At 68.1% G+C, this 16,822-nt stretch carries 11 protein-coding genes; 7 read left to right on the top strand and 4 right to left on the bottom strand.

Annotated features, from left to right (window positions below; translation table 11 throughout):
• Position 1: 1 nt before the first annotated feature.
• Genes AB0L64_RS29505 through AB0L64_RS29490 form a run of 4 tightly spaced genes read right to left on the bottom strand, consistent with a single transcriptional unit; the run spans position 2 to position 7,173 of the window.
• Positions 2 to 2,752: a hypothetical protein gene (locus AB0L64_RS29505; protein ID WP_363715257.1), complete on the bottom strand. Its 2,751-nt coding sequence runs from the start codon at positions 2,750 to 2,752 to the stop codon at positions 2 to 4.
• A complete protein-coding gene (locus tag AB0L64_RS29500; protein ID WP_363715255.1) occupies positions 2,749 to 5,172 on the bottom strand; it encodes a glycoside hydrolase family 95 protein in 2,424 nt (807 codons plus the stop codon). Before AB0L64_RS29500 ends, AB0L64_RS29505 begins: the two co-directional genes overlap by 4 nt.
• Entirely contained in the window at positions 5,169 to 6,065 is an 897-nt protein-coding gene (locus tag AB0L64_RS29495) for an amidohydrolase family protein (RefSeq protein WP_363715253.1), read from the bottom strand. Before AB0L64_RS29495 ends, AB0L64_RS29500 begins: the two co-directional genes overlap by 4 nt.
• Positions 6,058 to 7,173, bottom strand: a complete 1,116-nt coding sequence (locus AB0L64_RS29490) for an FCD domain-containing protein (RefSeq protein ID WP_363715251.1) — start codon at positions 7,171 to 7,173, stop codon at positions 6,058 to 6,060. Before AB0L64_RS29490 ends, AB0L64_RS29495 begins: the two co-directional genes overlap by 8 nt.
• Before the next feature lie 177 nt (positions 7,174 to 7,350).
• Between AB0L64_RS29490 and AB0L64_RS29485 the strand changes: the two genes are divergently transcribed.
• From AB0L64_RS29485 to AB0L64_RS29455, 7 genes are read left to right on the top strand one after another with little or no spacing between them, the layout of a single operon-like run.
• Entirely contained in the window at positions 7,351 to 8,628 is a 1,278-nt protein-coding gene (locus AB0L64_RS29485; RefSeq protein ID WP_363715249.1) for an extracellular solute-binding protein, read from the top strand.
• Positions 8,625 to 9,494, top strand: coding sequence for a sugar ABC transporter permease (locus AB0L64_RS29480; protein WP_363715246.1), 870 nt, complete (start codon positions 8,625 to 8,627; stop codon positions 9,492 to 9,494). Before AB0L64_RS29485 ends, AB0L64_RS29480 begins: the two co-directional genes overlap by 4 nt.
• Positions 9,491 to 10,369, top strand: a complete 879-nt coding sequence (locus AB0L64_RS29475) for a carbohydrate ABC transporter permease (RefSeq protein WP_363715244.1) — start codon at positions 9,491 to 9,493, stop codon at positions 10,367 to 10,369. The genes AB0L64_RS29480 and AB0L64_RS29475 overlap by 4 nt, the downstream gene beginning before the upstream one ends.
• Entirely contained in the window at positions 10,366 to 12,294 is a 1,929-nt protein-coding gene (locus AB0L64_RS29470) for a hypothetical protein (RefSeq protein WP_363715242.1), read from the top strand. Before AB0L64_RS29475 ends, AB0L64_RS29470 begins: the two co-directional genes overlap by 4 nt.
• Before the next feature lie 19 nt (positions 12,295 to 12,313).
• A complete protein-coding gene (locus tag AB0L64_RS29465; RefSeq protein WP_363715240.1) occupies positions 12,314 to 13,102 on the top strand; it encodes a hypothetical protein in 789 nt (262 codons plus the stop codon).
• Positions 13,103 to 13,125: 23 nt separating this feature from the next.
• Positions 13,126 to 14,985: a right-handed parallel beta-helix repeat-containing protein gene (locus AB0L64_RS29460; RefSeq protein WP_363715238.1), complete on the top strand. Its 1,860-nt coding sequence runs from the start codon at positions 13,126 to 13,128 to the stop codon at positions 14,983 to 14,985.
• Between the two features lie 7 nt (positions 14,986 to 14,992).
• Positions 14,993 to 16,819 (top strand): right-handed parallel beta-helix repeat-containing protein, encoded by a 1,827-nt coding sequence (locus AB0L64_RS29455; RefSeq protein WP_363715236.1) that lies wholly within the window; start codon positions 14,993 to 14,995, stop codon positions 16,817 to 16,819.
• Positions 16,820 to 16,822 lie beyond the last annotated feature (3 nt).

The raw sequence follows: 16,822 nt of genomic DNA, 5'->3' as shown, positions 1-16,822 counted from the left end.
ACTAGCGTGGTACCACGAACGTGACGTAGGTGGAATTGCCCTTGCCGGCCACCCCGGAGTTCGGTCCGAGGGTCAGTTGTCCGGCAGGTACGTCGCGTTTGAAGAGGATCAGGCGCTGGTCGGTGGTGCCGACGGTCTCGCCGGTGCGGGTGAAATCGGACAGCCACGCCGGCCACCACACGTTCTCGCCGCGTGGATCGAAGGCGACGTAGACCGTGGCCGGACGGGTCAGGTTGAGCTTCAGGTAGTCCGGCGGTGTGGTCGCCTTGGAGTCGTCGTTGGCACCCTGGACCAACGCCTGCCCGTTCAACTGACCAGGCAGTTCGCTGACCGTGTAGCTGCGGTCGACATAGATCGGTGCGCCGACCTGCGCCTTCACCAGGTTGGACAGCTTCTCCGGCGCCACCACGGACACCAGATCGCTCGCCAACGGCGGCTCACTCTTCTTGATGCCCAGCACCCGGTTCCCCACGGTCTTGACCGCGGTAGCCGGCTGGCCGGTCAGCGGCGCGTACTTGAACGACGAGAGCGGTACGGCGAGGCGCTCCACCGTGTAGGACGCCTGCGGGACGACCGCGACCGACAGGACGTCAGTCGAGGTGGCACCCACGACAACCCGCCCGTGGGAGTCGACAACGCGAACCTTCTGACCCGGCCACGGGTTGCGCACCTTCAGCGTGTCCCGGCTGCCGGCCTGAATACCAACCACCGTCGGTACGCCGTCGTGCACCTCGGTGCTGATCCGGTGCCCGCCCTCGATCTGCACAGATCCCGCGACGTCCCAGTCGCGCGGCCACGCTGGGGCGACGTGCACGACACCGTCGTACGACTGGACCAAGGCTTCTTGCAGGCCGGTGCTCAGGACGCCGCCCCACTCGTTGTAGAAGCTGTGGTTGCGGACCGCCTCCTGGCCGGTGCGGTGGACGGTGAAACCGTTCGGGTAGATCTGGAAGTCGGCGATGCCCTTCAGCAGCATCCGTTTCACCTCGTCCGGCAGACCGAGTCGCGCGGCCCAGGTCGCGTCCATACCCCAGTCCTTGTCCTGCGGGTACACGCGCTGCCGGTACGTCGCCTGCATCAACTCGGACGTCTCGTCGAACACACCCCACGGCCAGAGTGCCTCCATCTCCGGGTTCTGCGTGTTGTGGGCTGCCTCGTCGGTACCGGACCACGCCAGCACCTGCTCGCCGTTGCGCTCGACGGTCCGGAACGGCGGGAGCTTGCCCACCGCGTCCTGCAACTGCGCGGCCAGCGCGGTGTCCCCACGCGTCTGTGCCAGGTCGGCGACGAGCGGGAAGATCACCCGCATCGCGGCCAGGTCCGGCACCGGGTCGGTGGTGTCCCACTGCACCTCCAGCGCGTTCACGTGCTCCAGATGCAGGTAGCCGTCCGCGCCGGGCGTCATGGCCGACAGGTAGAACCGCGCCACGTCCCGCACCAGCGGATAGCTGCGGTCCAGCAAGGCCTTGTCGCCGGTGTACCGGTACTGCTGCCAGATGTTGTTCACCAGCTCAGGACCACTGGTCAGGATCCTCCGCGTCCAGCTGGGCTCCTGTGTGTTGTCACAGCCGTCACCGGTGCCGTCGTACCGCATGAACTCCGGCAGACAGAGCCCCTCGCCGCCGGTCCAGTGCGTCCGCGTCCACTCGCGCATCAGCTCGGCACGGTCCAGGTAGAACTTGAAGTACGGCGAGTTGAGCTCGCCGACACCGGCGCCGAGGTTCGCGGACACCAGCATCCGCAGGTTGAAGTGCCAGTACGAATCCTGTGCCCAGTCGGCCTGGTCTCCGGACGACGAGAACATCCGGACGACGGCGCCGTGCGTGCTCGGTACGTCGCCGCGCATCGATGCGGCCATGGTGTACAGCTGCAGCGTCCGCAGGTCCTCGACGTACTCACCGGAACCGTCGGCCGACGTGATCCGCATCGGCGCCGCCTTCTCCCAGAAGGCATGCCACCAGTCGAGGTGATGACTGGGTGTCTCGACCACTGCCCGCCGGGCGGCGGCGCGCAGTTCACCACCGCGGTACGACGGTACGCCGACCACGAGCCGGAAGCTGCCGTCCGCCCGAGGACGGAACGTCAGCCGCACCGTCAGCGGGTCGACCACCGACGCGGTGACGCCCTGGGCCTGTGCGGTCAGCGCGGCGACCGCACCGGTGATGCTGCCGGACGCCTCGTCGTGGAACGTCTCCGCCAGCGCGGCGATCCCGTTCGCGGCGCTGACCGCCGGCGTACGACCGGCCCACAACTTCAGGTCAGCGGTCTGTGGGCGCGACGGATCCGCTCCCGTGACTTCCAGAACGAACTGATCCGCGTCGGCACGCACGTAGGACCGCGCGGTCATTCCACCGCCACTCTGCACGACCTGGCCGTCGTACAGCGACAGCCGGCCGCTGTAGTCGTCGGCACGCATCAGCGAGTCCAGCCCCGGTACGACGAGGCGCCCGGCGGACTTGAGGTCCGGGAACGTGTCCACGCGGTTGAGCTGAGCGCTGTACCCCTTCTCGGCCCAGACCGAGGCGCCGAGCACACCGTTCCCGAGCGGCATCGCCTGGTAGTAACGCCAGGCAGGGCCCTCTTGGACGAGGTCTGAGCGCGATACCAGGCCGGCTGTATCGCCCTGCAGCGCACCGCCGTGCCACGCGGTCGTCTGCTGTTCTGTAGGCGTAGTGCGGGTAGCTGGCAGCGAGGTGGCGCCGACACTGAGCAGGGCAGCCAGCAAGGGCATCGTCAGTCGCAGGGCGTTCATGCGCGCACCTCCACGAAGTAGTCGATGCCGGGACGAGTGCGGAACTCGACCACGCCGTCCTCCGGCCTGGCGAACGCGACCGGTCCGGCGGACGACTTCACGTCCACCAGAGCGCCGGTCCGCAGCCGCAGCCGGTTGCCGAGCAGCGAGCGGATCTTCGCCTTGACCAACCTCCCGCCGGACCAGGAGAACTCCAGGTCGAAGCCGCCGCGGGCGCGCATGCCCCGGACACTCCCGGTCGGGAACGCCGTCGGCAGACACGGCAGCAGCGCGACCTCGCCGGAGTGGCTCTGCATGATCATCTCGGTGATGCCGGAGACGCCGCCGAAGTTCCCGTCGATCTGGAACGGCGGGTGCAGGTCGAACAGGTTCGGTGCGGTACGTCCCGGGCCCAGCAGTTGCGTGAGGTGCTTGTACGCGTTGTCCGGCTCGAGCAGTCGCGCGCGCAGGTTCAGTTTCCACGCCAGCGACCAGCCGGCGGTGACGGCCGGCCCGCGGAGCTCCAGCGACTTGCGGGCCGCGTCGGCGAGCTCCGGCGTACGGCGGGGCGTCACCTGGTCGCTCGGGAACACGGCCCACAGGTGTGAGACATGTCGACTCGTCTCCAGGGCGGCCTCCTCCCAGTCGATCAGCCACTCCTGGATCTGCCCGAGGTACCCGATCTGGATGGGCGCCAGCTTGGCCCTGGCCGCCGCGGCCTGCGCGGCCATCGTGCTGTCGACGCCCAGCAGCGCGGTCGCCTGCCCGAACACCTTGAACAGGTCGTGCAGGATCTCGGTGTCCATCGTCGGCCCGGCGCACATGCTCACGCCGACGTTGTCGTAGTCGTGGTGCTTGAGCTCGGGGGAGTGCGACGGGCTGGTCACCAGCCAGCCTGTCTTCGCGTCGGTCTGCAGTTGGTCGAGGAAGAACTCCACCGAGCCGCGCAGGACCGGGTAGTACTTCCGCAGCATCTCCAGGTCGCCGGTGTACTCGTACCGCTCCCAGAACAGCAGCGACAGCCATGCACCACCTGTCGGCCAGACGCCGTAGTACGCGAAGTCCACCGGTGCGGTCCCGCGCCAGCCGTCGGTGTTGTGGTGCGCGACCCAGCCCGGAGCGTCGTACATGGCGGCCGCCGTCCGCGCGCCGGACTCCGACAGCTCACCGATCATCTGGAACAGCGGGTCCCAGCACTCCGCGAGGTTGGCCGGGCCGGCCGGCCAGTAGTTCATCTCGCAGTTGATGTTCAGGGTGAACTTGGACTGCCACTCGGGCAGCATCTTGTAGCTCCAGATGCCCTGCAGGTTCGCGGGCTGCCCCGGTGTGCGGGAGCTGGAGATCAGCAGGTACCGGCCGAACTGGTAGTACAGCGCGGCCAGTTGCGGGTCGCCGCCGTTGCGGAACGCGATGATGCGCTGGTCGGTCGGCAGGGCGATCGAGTCCGACGTACCGAGGTCCAGATCGAGACGGCCGAACAGGCGCTGGTAGTCGTCCACGTGTGCGTGCCGGAGTGCTCCGTACGCCGGGCGGCCGACCGCCGTCAGCGGCGCGGCGGCGCGTGCGACCTGGTCAGCGCCGACGTCAAGGTAGTTGCGGTAGCTGGTGCCGACCGAGAACAGCAGCGTGACCTCGTCCGCGCCGGCGACCGAGAGCTTGCCATCAGCAACCGTCGTGGTGCCGCCCTCGGCGAAGGCGCGGAGCAGCGCGCAGAACTTGACCGATCCTTTGAGACCTTCGGCGTCGCCGCTGATGCCGTTGAGCGCCAGCGTGCGCTCGTCGTACGTCGCGGGAGTCGCCGCCTGCTCGGTGGTGTACGTCGCGTCGAAGGTGAGCGCGCCGCGCTGGTTCGCGGTCAGCTTCATCACCAGCACCTGCGCGGGATGGCTGACGAACACCTCCCGGGTGTAGCGCACGCCCGCGTGCTCGTAGCTGACCGATGTGATCGCCGTGGTCAGGTCGAGCTCCCGCCGGTACGCCGTGACCGCGGTCGCGTCGATGCCCGGGAAGGCCAGCGAGAGGTAGCCGACCGGCTGGTACTGCATCTGCTCGGTCGGGCGGCCCATGAAGTGCTGGTCGGCGAGGTTCTGCGCGTCGAGATACTTCTCCTCGGCGATCAGCCGGCGGATCTCGGGCAGCACCTCCTTGCCGACCGGGTCGTCGTACTGGTGCGGGCCGCCGGCCCAGATCGAGTCCTCGTTGAGCTGCAGCGTCTCGGTGGCGGTCCCGCCGTACACCATGGCGCCGAGCCTTCCATTGCCGATGGCAAGTGCTTGGAGCCATTCGGTGGCGGGCTGGGTGTACCAGAGCTTGAGGGGGTTGGTGTCGCTGCCGGTTGTCGCGGCTGCGGACAGGGGATGGGTGAGCGAGCCGGCGACGACTGCGGTGCCGGCCGCGGCACCGGCGGTCTTGAGGACCTGGCGCCGGGTGTATTCGGTCATGGGGCGGTCTCCCTGGGGCGGTAGATGCGCTGGGCGGTGCCACGGAACACGTCGTTGTGCGTGGCGGGTGGCAGCAGTGCGGTGGTACGGCGGATCACCTCGGCGCGGGAGGCGGCCAGCGTGCACACGGGCCAGTCCGAGCCGAACAGCAACCGTTCACTGCCGAAGAGTTCGAGGGCGACGTCGACCAGTGCGCGGAGGTCGTCGGTCGCGAGGTGGGCGGTGCCGGAGAGCTTCACGGTGATGTTCGGGCACTCGGCGAGTGCCTGCATTCCGGCGCGCCATGCGGGGGTGGCGGTCGTCGGGTTGCCGAGGTGGTCGAGGACCAGGCGGGCGTCCGGTACGGCGGTGGCGAGCCGGGCGGCGCCGATCAGGGCGGAGGGGCGGATCAGCAGGTCGATGGCAAGGCCGGCGTCGGCGGCGGCCCGAACTCCGCGCACGTGCGCGGGAGCTGTCAGGAGGTCGGGATCGCTCTGGTCGTGCGGCGGACTACGCACCCCGACCAACAGCGGATCATCAGGCACCCGATCCGGAAACGCCAGCAGATCGAACCACCCCACCACCCCCACCACAGCTGAGTTCTGCTCCGCCAGCGCGAGCAGATCCCCGACCTCGGCCGGGTCGGCGTCAGCCTGCACCAGCACGACCTCCCAACCCCCAACCGTTTCGGTGGTTAACCCCTCAGCCGGTCCCTTCACCTCCCGTATCAGGGTGGGTGAAGGGGCACCCTCGGCGGTTAACCTCCGAAACGGCCCGTCGGCCGAGGCAGGGGCGCGGGCGCGGGTGGGGGTGAGCGCGGTGAGGGGGAAGGTGCGGCGGAGCGGATGCCCGGGCCGCAGCCAGGGGAGTGCCCTGCGCTGCAGGTCCCAGACATGTACGTGGGCGTCAATCATGGTGGCCGGCTGGTCTGGTGATGGAGCTTTCGCCGCGGGCGTGGGCGGCGAAGAGGCGGGCGGAGTCTTCGGGGTCGGTGCCGTTGAGGACGTCGATCAGGTCGAGATGACGGCGAGCCATCAGGCCCCAGTCGCCGGCGTACATCGCGTTCGAGACCACCTGCAGGCTCCACAGGGCCGGCTCGAGCGTCCGCCACACGCGGAGCAGCATCGAGTTGCCACTGGTCGCCAGCACCTGCCGGTGGAACCGCAGGTCGGCCTCGCGGAACGCGCCGATGTCGTGGTGACCGGCGGCCTCGATCATCCGCTGCACCTCGATCCGGAGCAGGTCCAGCTCCTCCGGCGGCACATGCCCGGTCGCCCGCCGCGCCGCCGCGGACTCCAGCAGCACCCGGACTTCGCGGGCCTCCCGGGCCTCGACCTGGGAGATCTCGGTGACGAAGTTGCCCAGCCGCGGCCGGTACGTGACGAGCCCTTCGTGCGCCAACCGCCGTACGGCTTCCCGGGCCGGGGTCTGGCTGGTCCCGAGCACCCGGGCGATCTCGGACTCGACGACCCGCATCCCGGGCGCGAGCTCGCCGGACAGTATCCAGCCGCGGATCGCCTCGTACACCCGGTCGGACAGCAACTCAGGGTCACTGGAGACGGGCGGAGCGGGACGGCCGGCACCCAGGACGATTCCAGCACCGGAGCGGTAGTGCTGGACCTCCTCCCGGCGGCGCCGCGCGACCGTCGACTGCGAGACGCCGTACGCCGCCGCCAGTTCGCGCGTCGAGGGCCGATGTCCGGAATCGGCCATCGATGTTGCCGCGACAGCGCCCAGCTGCACCCGGTCGACCATTCGCGGCCGTCCGCTGCGCATCCCGTCGTCGAGGCCGGCCATGCCCATCCGGAGGAAGCGGCGACGCCACTTGCCGACCGTGCCGGGGGTGACCTCGAGCAGGTCCGCGACCGCCTTGTTCGACCGTCCCTCGGCGCTGGCCAGCACGATCCTGGCGCGCAGCCGCATGGCGTCGGTGGTCCGCGGCGCGGCGGCGAGCTGGCTGAGCGCGGTCCGCTCGGCCACCGACAGGGTCAGCGGCGACTTCGGTCTTCCGGCATCGGGCATGGCTGCATGGTGACCCCGTTCACAGTGTTCTGCCAACCCTATATGGCGCGGACTTCTGACTCACAGCGTCCACTTTGTCGCGTAAACGTTGACACTTCGGTGCGGCGCTCTGCATCGTCACTCGATAACGACGCCCGGCCGCCCCCGACGCCGGGACGATCTGGAGAGGACCCGGAAATGGCTCGTTCGGCACGCAAACCAGGGCGCAAGCTCGGCCTGCTGACATCCGTTGTGATCCTGGTGGGCGCGGCGGGCTGCGGTGGCGGCTTCAGCGACGACAAGGGTGCTGCCGGTGACAGCACCGGCGAAGTCCGGATGCTGGTCAACATCACCCCCAACCTCACCAAGAGCTACTGGGAGGGGCTGGTCAAGCCCTTCGAGGACGCCAACCCGGGCGTCGACGTGAAGATCGAGGCGCCGACCGGGTCGGGTGTGAAGGACACGCTGCCGCAGTTGCTCGCGGCCGGCAACGCGCCGGATGTCGTCGAGACGCTGATGGCCGACAAGGTGCTGGCGCCGCAGATGCTCGACCTGACCGACCAGGCCTGGACCAAGGACACGCCGCTGGTGGAGCAGGCCTCGCTGGACGGCAAGGTGTACACGGTCGGTGTCGGCCAGCAGGCGCAGTCGCTGGTGTTCTACAACAAGGACGCCTTCGCCAAGGCCGGTATCAGCGCGCCGCCGAAGGACCTGGACGAGCTGACTGCCGCGATGGGCAAGCTGGAGGCCGCCGGCTACCTGCCGCTGCAGACGGCCGGCGACTACGTGACCGGCTTGCAGCTGCTGCAGCTCAGTGACCCGTCGATCGCGACCAAGCACCCGGACTGGTACCAGCAGATCAACTCCAAGCAGGCCAAGGTCGGCGAGACGATGCTGCCGCTGCTGGAGCGCTATGAGTCCTGGATCAAGAACGGGTATGTCGACAAGAACGCGCTCGGTCTGAAGGACGTCGGCGCACAGACCAACTTCCTGTCCGGCAAGGCCGGTATGTATGTCATGGGCAGCTGGTTCGTCCGGACCGCCGACGACGCGAAGCCCACGTTCGACCTGGGTGTGTTCGCGGCCCCGACCGAGAAGGGGCAGCCGTCGCCCGGCCCGCAGGGTGTCACGATGGCCGCGCCGTACATGGTGCTGAAGTCGACCAAGCAGCGCGACCTCTCGGTGAAGCTGGTGCAGTGGCTGGTCACCGACAAGACCGCCGTCCAGAGCCAGCTCGCGCAGGACGGCAACTTCCGCAAGGGCTACACCGAGAAGTTGTCGCCGCTCGGCAAGCAGGTGCAGGACATCCTCGACCAGGCGCCGAAGCAGGTCGCCCAGGGTGAGGGGTACGGCGCGAACACGCTGCCGCAGGGCTTCAACGGCGAGTGGAACAAGGCGGTCCAGAGCCTCTACACGGGGAAGAGCGCGAAGGACGTCGCCGCCCGCATCGACAGCTGGATGGGCTCGAAATCGTGAGAGCCCGTCTGACCACCCTCAGTATGGTCGGCCCCGCCCTGGCGCTGTTCGTCGTCATGCTGGTCGTCCCGGTCGGTCTGTCGCTCTACCTCAGCCTGACCGACTGGGACGGGTACAGCGCGAACCCGGCGTTCGTCGGCCTCAAGAACTACGTCAACCTGACGCACAGCGCTGAAGCGATCAGGGCCGGCTGGGTGACGCTGCTGATCGCTGCTGTCGGCACGGTCCTGCTCAGCGTGTTCGGGCTCGGCTTCGCGCTGCTGGTGAACGGTGCCTCCCGGCTGAACGCGTTCTTCCGCATCGTGCTGTTCTACCCGCACGTTCTGAGCGCACTGGTCGTCGGCTTCCTGTGGAGCGCCGTGCTCGGTACGTCGGGCGTCGTGAACGGCTGGCTCACCTCGAAGGGCGCTGAGGTCCTACCGTTCCTGTCTGACCCGAAATGGGCTCTTGCGAGTCTTATCGCCGTACTGGTCTGGGCTGGGTTCGGTGTGAACGTCGTGCTCTACCTGGCCGGTCTGCAGACGGTGTCGAAGGACCTGCTCGAGGCTGCGCGGATCGACGGTGCAACCACCAGGCAGACGTTCTTCAACGTCACGCTGCCCGCCCTGGCGCCTGTCGTCACGGTGAACCTGGTGCTGTCGCTGGTCACGCTGCTGAAGACGTACGACCTGGTGGTGTCGCTGACGGGTGGCGGCCCGGCCGGGTCCACGCAGACCGCGGCGTACCTGATCCTCTGGGACTCGTTCCACAACAATGCCCTCGGCTTCGGCTCGGCGCAGAGCGTCGTACTGATGGTCGTCACGGCTGGACTCGCACTGACCGTCGCCCGGCTGCGGGCGCGCGCTGACCGAGGGGTGCAGGCATGAGCGCGCTCCGGATGCCTCGGGTGGCCACTGTGCAGTTCAAGCCGTGGAAGACCAAGGGCTGGGGACGGGTCGCGTTCCTGGTGGTGACGAGCGTGCTGATGCTGGTGCCGATGTACCTGCTGGTCGTCAGCGCGTTCAAGTCGCAGCAGGACATCCTGGCGCACCCGTTCTCGCTGTCGCCGGACCAGCTGAGCACGGAGTACCTGCGGAAGGCTGCGACGAACCCGGACTTCAATATCCTCAAGGGGTACGCCGTCACGATCCTGTTCGTGGTGTCGGTGAACGTGCTGTCCGTGGCGCTGGCCGGCCCGGTGTCGTACGTGATCGCCCGGCGCAGCGAACGCCGGTACCGGATGCTCCTGCTGCTGTTCGTCGCCGGGACGTTCATCCCCAGCCAGGTGCTGGTGATCCCGGTCGTGTACACGCTGAAGTTCCTCGGCCTGATGGGCACGATCCCCGGGTTCGTGCTGTTCGAGACCACCCTGACGCTGCCGTTCTCGATCTTCCTGTACGCCGGGTACATCATGACGATCCCGGCCAGCCTCGACGAGGCGGCCGCGGTGGACGGCGCCGGCAAGCACCGGGTGTTCTGGTCGATCGTGTTCCCGCTGATGAAACCGGCCGTGGTCACGATGGTCATCCTGAACACCTTCTCGGTGTGGAACGACTTCGTGAACCCGCAGATCATCCTCGGCCCCGGCAGCGGCCTCTACACCGTGACGACCGGTGTCTACGCCGCCGTGAGCCAGTACTCCACCGACTACACGGTGGTGTTCCCGACGCTGCTGCTCGCAGTGGCTCCGTTGCTGGTGGTCTTCGTGCTGCTCCAGCGGCACGTGATCAGCGGCCTGACCGCGGGAGCGACCAAGGGATGACCCCGAAGAATTCCACGCAGACCACGGTCCTGGCCGAGACCCCGATCGGCACGCCGCCCGCGTGGGCGATCATGCAGCGCCGGCTGTTCGACGTGATGGACGAGGGCTGGTGGCTGTTCCGGGAACGCTACTGCCTGCCGGACGGCGGCCTGCGGTACGCCGGCCCGATGCAGAGCCGGGACGGCGCCGACGACTTCTACGAGGCGTTCGTGAACTGGCCGGTGCTCTACCAGCTGGGCGGCGCGGACGACCTGATCGACGTGTCGAAGTGGCACTGGGAAGGTGTCACCCGGCAGCTCACCGACCTGGGGTTCCTGGTCGACGAGTTCGAGCGCGGGTACGACTGGTTCCACATCGGCGAGTCGATGATCTTCTTCTACTCGCTGTGTGCGGCGGATCCGACCGACGAGGTGTTCCGCGAGCGCGCGTACCGGTTCGCCGAGCTGTACCTCCCCGGTTCGCCCACCGGTAACTACGATCCCGCGACCAGGACGATCCGTGCACCGCACAACGGCGCCGGCGGTCCACGGTGGGGGATCAACGACGAGTGGCGGACGTTCGGCACCAACCAGGAGCGGATGCGTGTCTTCGGGCTCCCGCTGTCCGGTGTGCCGGGCATCTCAGGCTGGGACGACCTGAAGGACAACGCGGACCTGATGGGCGCGGAGATGATCCGCCGACTCGGTGCTGGTGACACCGCAGTCAACCTGGCCGCGACCACGCTGACCGCGAACGCCTGGCTGTACGACCACAGCGACCGCTTCGCCGCGTGGACCCTGGAGTACCTGGACGCCTGGGAGGAGCGCGCCAAGGCCAACGGCGGTCTGCTGCCCGACAACGTCGGCCCCAACGGCATCGTCGGCGAACTGCACGACGGCCGCTGGTACGGCGGCAACTACGGCTGGAACTGGCCGCACGGCGTGTACAGCGTCGGCTCGGCCGCCTGCGTCGCCGCGCTGAACGGCGCCGTACTCACGGGTGATCAGAAGCGGCTGGACTTCGCCCGGCAGTTGCTCGACCACCTGTACGAGCGTGGCGTCAGCGGTGCTGTCGACGACACCGAGATGAGCATCCGCGACCGCTGGGAGGCCGAGCTCGGCGAGGACTGCGCGAACCCGACGCTGCTGATCCCGAACCGGCACAACGACGACGGCTGGTTCGACTACCAGCCGCCGCAGCTCGGACTGCCGATGTGGTTGTGGCAGGCGTCGTTCGAAGCGGGCGACCGCGAGCGGCTGGTCCAGCTGCGGGAGCGCAGCGGCTACGACTGGCGGACCGTCCGCGACTTCCGCAACAAGGAGGACGCCGGTCACGAGGCGCCCTGGCTCGCGTACCTGGCCGGCGACAACCCCGGCTACCCGGAGGCGATGCTGGGCGTCGCGCTGTCGCAGGTGCAGCGGCGGATGGACCTGATGGCCGTCGACACCGTCGACCCGGCCGAGATGAACATCCACCACTGGCAGCGGCACAACCCGGTCGCCACCGAAGCGCTGCTGCAGCTGACGACAGGTACGCCGCAACTGCTCTACAACGGCGGCCTGCTCCCGATGCGTGTCCTGTACCTGGACGCCGACCGCGGACGGCCCGGACTGCCGCCGGACGTCGCGGCACTCGTGGACACGGTCGAGCCCGACCGCACCGGACTCCAGCTGGTCAACCTGTCCGCGACGCAGACCCGTCGCGTGATCGTGCAGGCCGGCAGCTTCGGCACGGACCGGATCGACGAGGCGACGGTGTCCACCGCGACCGGGGAGTACCCCGGGCCGTCCCCGGCGTACACGTCGCGGCCGCCGGAGCCGGGGACGCGCACGGTCGTTGTCGGCAGCAACAGACTCGAAGTGACGATGCCGCCGGGCCGGACCATCCGGCTGGACCTGCGGCTGACCAGAAACACCTACCGCGCCGCACATCTGGCGCTTGACTGATCGAGTACCGAGGAGACATATGAGCAGCACGGAACAAGCTCCGGTGACGCCGGTCTGGGATCTGCCGGTGCGCGGCGACACCCCGCCGGCGCCGGATCCCGACCTGGTCGCGCGGCTGTCCGAGATCGGGTCGGCCACCGCCTGCGCCCGGTTGCACAACCAGGGCATCCGCCGGACCTTCGTCGACGGTCCGACCAGCATGTTTCCCGGCAAGAAGGTGGTCGGCCGCGCGCTGACCCTGCAGTTCATGCCGCAGCGTGAGGACATCGCCGACGGGCAGACGCAGGAGTACATCGAGCGCAGTACGGCGCTGTGGGCCGTGCTCGACGAGATCCAGCCCGGCGACGTCCTGGTGGTCCAGGCGTACGGCAGCCACACCACGGGCTGCTTCGGCGACATGCTGGTCCGCTACTTCAAGCTCCGCGGCGGAGCCGGCATCGTCGTCGACGGCCGGATCCGCGACGTACCGCGGGTGTCGCAGCTCGACGTCCCGATCTGGTCCACCGGAGCCACCCCGCACTACGCGTCCCAGTCCGAACTGTTCCCGTGGGCGTACAACGTCCCGGTGGCGGTCGGCGGCGTCCTCACGCTGCCGGGGGACCTGGTGCTCGCCGACGACGACGGTGCGGTCGTCGTCCCCCGCCGGCGTGCCGAGTCCGTCATCGCGGCGGCCGCCGAGCACGACGAGTGGGAGAAGTTCAGCCGGCGCCGCATCGACGAGGGCGCCCCGCTGCGTGACTACTACCCCCTGAACGAGAAGACCCGGCTCGAGTACGAGCACTGGCGCAGCCAGAACGGGAATCACTGACCCCCGAGAGGACCCCGCCCAAAATGTCCAAGAGAACCAGGCGTACGACGCTCAGCGTCGGCGCCGGGGTGGTCGCGGCTGCCCTGGTGACGGTCGCCGCCATCCAATTCAACGCCCAGCCCGCCGGTGCCGTCGACTGCAACACCTTCTGGGTCGCGCCGAACGGCGACGACGCCGCCAAGGGCACCGAGAAGGAACCGTGGAAGACGGTCACCCGGGCCCGTGACGAGATCCGGAACAAGCACCTCAACGACCGGATGAACTGCGACATCACGGTCAACCTGAAGGCCGGCGACTACCCGGTCGCGTCCACCATCGACCTGAACGAGCAGGACTCCGGGAAGAACGGCCACCGCGTCGTGTACCGCAGCGTCGACGGCCCCGGAAAGGCGCAGCTGCAAGGCGCCGAGGAGATCACCGGCTGGACCCCGACGCAGAACGGCATCTACAAGGCCAAGTTCGACGCGTCCAAGCCGTTCTACACGCTCTTCGAGGACGGCAAGCGCGCGACCAACGCCCGCTACCCGAACCGGGGCAGCGACGACACCTGGTCGCCGTACATGACGTCGATCCTCTACGAAGAGGACAAGATGGACGTCCACAACTGGCTGTGGGGCAAGCCTGGTGACTGGGACCCCAGCTGGGACATGAGCCAGGCGTCGGTGACGATCTGGTCCGGTGGCTCCTGGTCCTGGTTCACCGACACCATCCCGCTGCTGGACACCAACTTCAAGAAGACCCAGACCACGCTGAAGTACTGGACGCGCTACGCGATGGTCAACAGCCGCGGCGGCTCCCGCTACTTCTTCCAGAACTCGCTGAGCTTCCTGGACCAGGCGGGGGAGTACTACGTCGACAACAAGGCCGGTGAGGTCTATTACAAGCCGCGCGCCGGCACCATGGACGGCGTCAAGGTGCTGCGGCCGACGGTGAAGACCGTGCTCAACCTGGCCGGCAAGTCGCCGCAGGACCGGCTGCACGACGTCACGTTCGACGGGCTGGGCGTGCAGTACTCCGACTTCGTCAGCTGGTACCGCAACGGCTGGGTGGCCGGTGGCGACGCCGGCGTGGAGCACAAGTACCCGGAGTACGACCGGCAGATCGAGATGCCGCGGAACCGGTTCGGTGCGATCACGCTGACGAACACGAGCAACATCGACCTGAGCCGGCTGCACCTGTCCGACACCGGCTTCACCGGTATCTATCTGCTGTTCGCCAACGACCACACCAGAATCACCGACAGCCTGCTGGAGAACATCGGCGCCGACGGCATCAAGGTCGAGGGCGGCTGGCCGGGTGAAGGCGACCTGAGCAACCACCACACGATCTCGAACGTGTTCATCGACCACATCGGCGAGCTGGTCCCCGGCGACTCGGCCGGCGTCGAGCTGATGGACACCGGCAACAACACGATCTCGAACATCGAGGTCAAGCACGGTGCGCGCTACGGCATCAGCCTGGAGTCCCGGCCCGAGGTGAAGGACGGCGACCAGTACGCGTCCGGCAACAGCTTCAAGTACATCCGGTTGGAGCAGCTCGGCCTGGACAGCGGCGACATGGGCGCGTTCTACACCTACGGCGTCGACAACCAGGAGCCGCACCCGGTCCAGAACACGGTCGACCAGCTGGTCGTCGGGGACGTGATCCCGGACCCGTCGATGCCCGACGCGGGCGGAACGCGCGGCGTTCACATGGACGCCGGCGGCTGTGGGTTCGCCTTCAGCAACGTCGAGGTCGGTACCGTCACCGACGACAAGTACCAGTCGTACAAGTGCAACGAGGTGACGAACGCCAACTGGGTGACCGGCTTCGACGCGTCGAAGATGGAGTACGACAAGATCGGCGTACTGCCGTCCTTCCCGTACGACGTCGCGGGGCGGTGAGCTCGCGATGAAACTGCTCGTGGGAGTAGTCGTGGGTGCTGCGCTGGCTGTGGTCGGCGCAGGCTCCGCGGTGGGAACCGCGGCGCCGACGCAGGACTGTGGCTCCAAATGGGTGTCGCCGGACGGCAACGACCAGGGCCCGGGGACCGAGCGGAAGCCGTGGAAGACCGTGGAGCACGCGCGGGACGCGTTGCGGATCACGGCGCACGCCGAGTGCACGCCGGTGGTGAACCTGAAGGCCGGGATGTACCAGGTCGACAAGACGATCACCTTCGACGACCGCGACTCCGGGGTGACCTACCGGAGCGCGGACGGTCCGGGCAAGGCGGTCTTCGAGGCCGGGCGGGAGGTGACCGGGTGGACGCCGTACAAGGACGGCATCTTCAAGGCGCCGGTGGACATCAGCCAGCCGTTCTACAGCCTGTACGCCGAGGGCAAGCGCGCGACGACCGCCCGGTACCCGAACCGGGCGGCCGACGACAAGTGGGCGCCGTACCTGCGGTCCATCCTGTTCGACCCGACCAAGGAAGCGGTCCGCGACCAGCTCGGGTTCAACAGCGGCGACATCGACCCGTCATGGGACCTGCGGCTCGGTACGTCGTGGCCGGCGCAGGTGACGGTGTGGTCGGGCGGCTCGTGGTCGTGGTTCACCGACACCATCCCGATGCTCGACATCAACTTCACCAAGAAGCGGACCACGCTGGTCTACCCGGCGCGCTACGGCTTCATCAACTCCGGCGGTGGCTCGCGGTACTTCGTGCAGAACTCGCTGAGCCTGCTCGACCAGGCCGGTGAGTACTACTTGGACTACCCGGCGAAGACGCTGTACTACAAGCCCGCCGGCGGGACGATGGACGGCGTCAAGGTCTACCGGCCGACGCAGACCCAGGTGTTCTCACTCGAGGGCGCGTCGCCGAATCGGCGGGTGGAGAACCTGACACTCGACGGTCTGACCATTCAGCACACCGACTTCATGGACTGGTACCGGTACGGCTGGAACGGGACGGGTGACTCCGGGGTCAAGCACAAGTACCCGAAGTACGACACCCAGATCGAACTGCCGCGGAACCGGTGGGGCGCGATCACGCTCACGAACACCCGAGGCGTGAAGCTCACCAGGCTGCACATCCAGCAGATCGGGTTCACCGCGATCGAGCTGCTGTTCGCGAACGAGCGGACCACGGTCTCGGACAGCCTGCTCGAGCACCTCGGCAACGACGGCATCAAGATCGAGGGCGGCTGGCCAGGCGAAGGTGACGTTGCCCATGGCAACACGTTCACCAACAACTACATCCACCACATCGGCGAGCTGGTTCCCGGTGACTCGGCCGGCGTCGAGATCATGAACAGCGGCGGCAACGAGGTGAGCCACACCGTCGTCGAGCACGGCGCCCGGTACGGCATCAGCATCGAGTCCCGGCCGGAGATCCCGAACGCGGACAACTACACCGGCGGCAACACCGTCAAGTTCGTCCGGCTCTCGCACCTCGCGCAGGACAGCGGCGACACCGGTCCGTTCTACGCGTACGGCGTCCGCAACGAGCCGCCGTACACGCCGGACGCCTCCGTCTCCCAGCTGGTCATCGACGACGCGAACGCGGATCCGTCGATGCCGGACGCCAAGCCGTACGGCGTACACATGGACTTCGGCGGCTGCGGGTTCGCGTTCTCCGACATCAAGGTCACCGACACCGAGAGCGACCCGTACCACGGGCCGTCCGCCGGACCGTGCGACACGTTCGCGAACGTCAGCTGGGAGGCCGGCTTCGACGACTCCAAGATGCAGTACGACCAGATCGGCGTGCTGCCGTCCTTCCCCTACGAGAAGCCCTAGAGA

Source organism: Kribbella sp. NPDC051936 (assembly GCF_040680955.1).
Lineage (GTDB): Bacteria > Actinomycetota > Actinomycetes > Propionibacteriales > Kribbellaceae > Kribbella.
The sequence above is the reverse complement of the archived record's forward strand: the minus strand, read 5'-3'. Positions and strand labels throughout refer to the sequence as shown.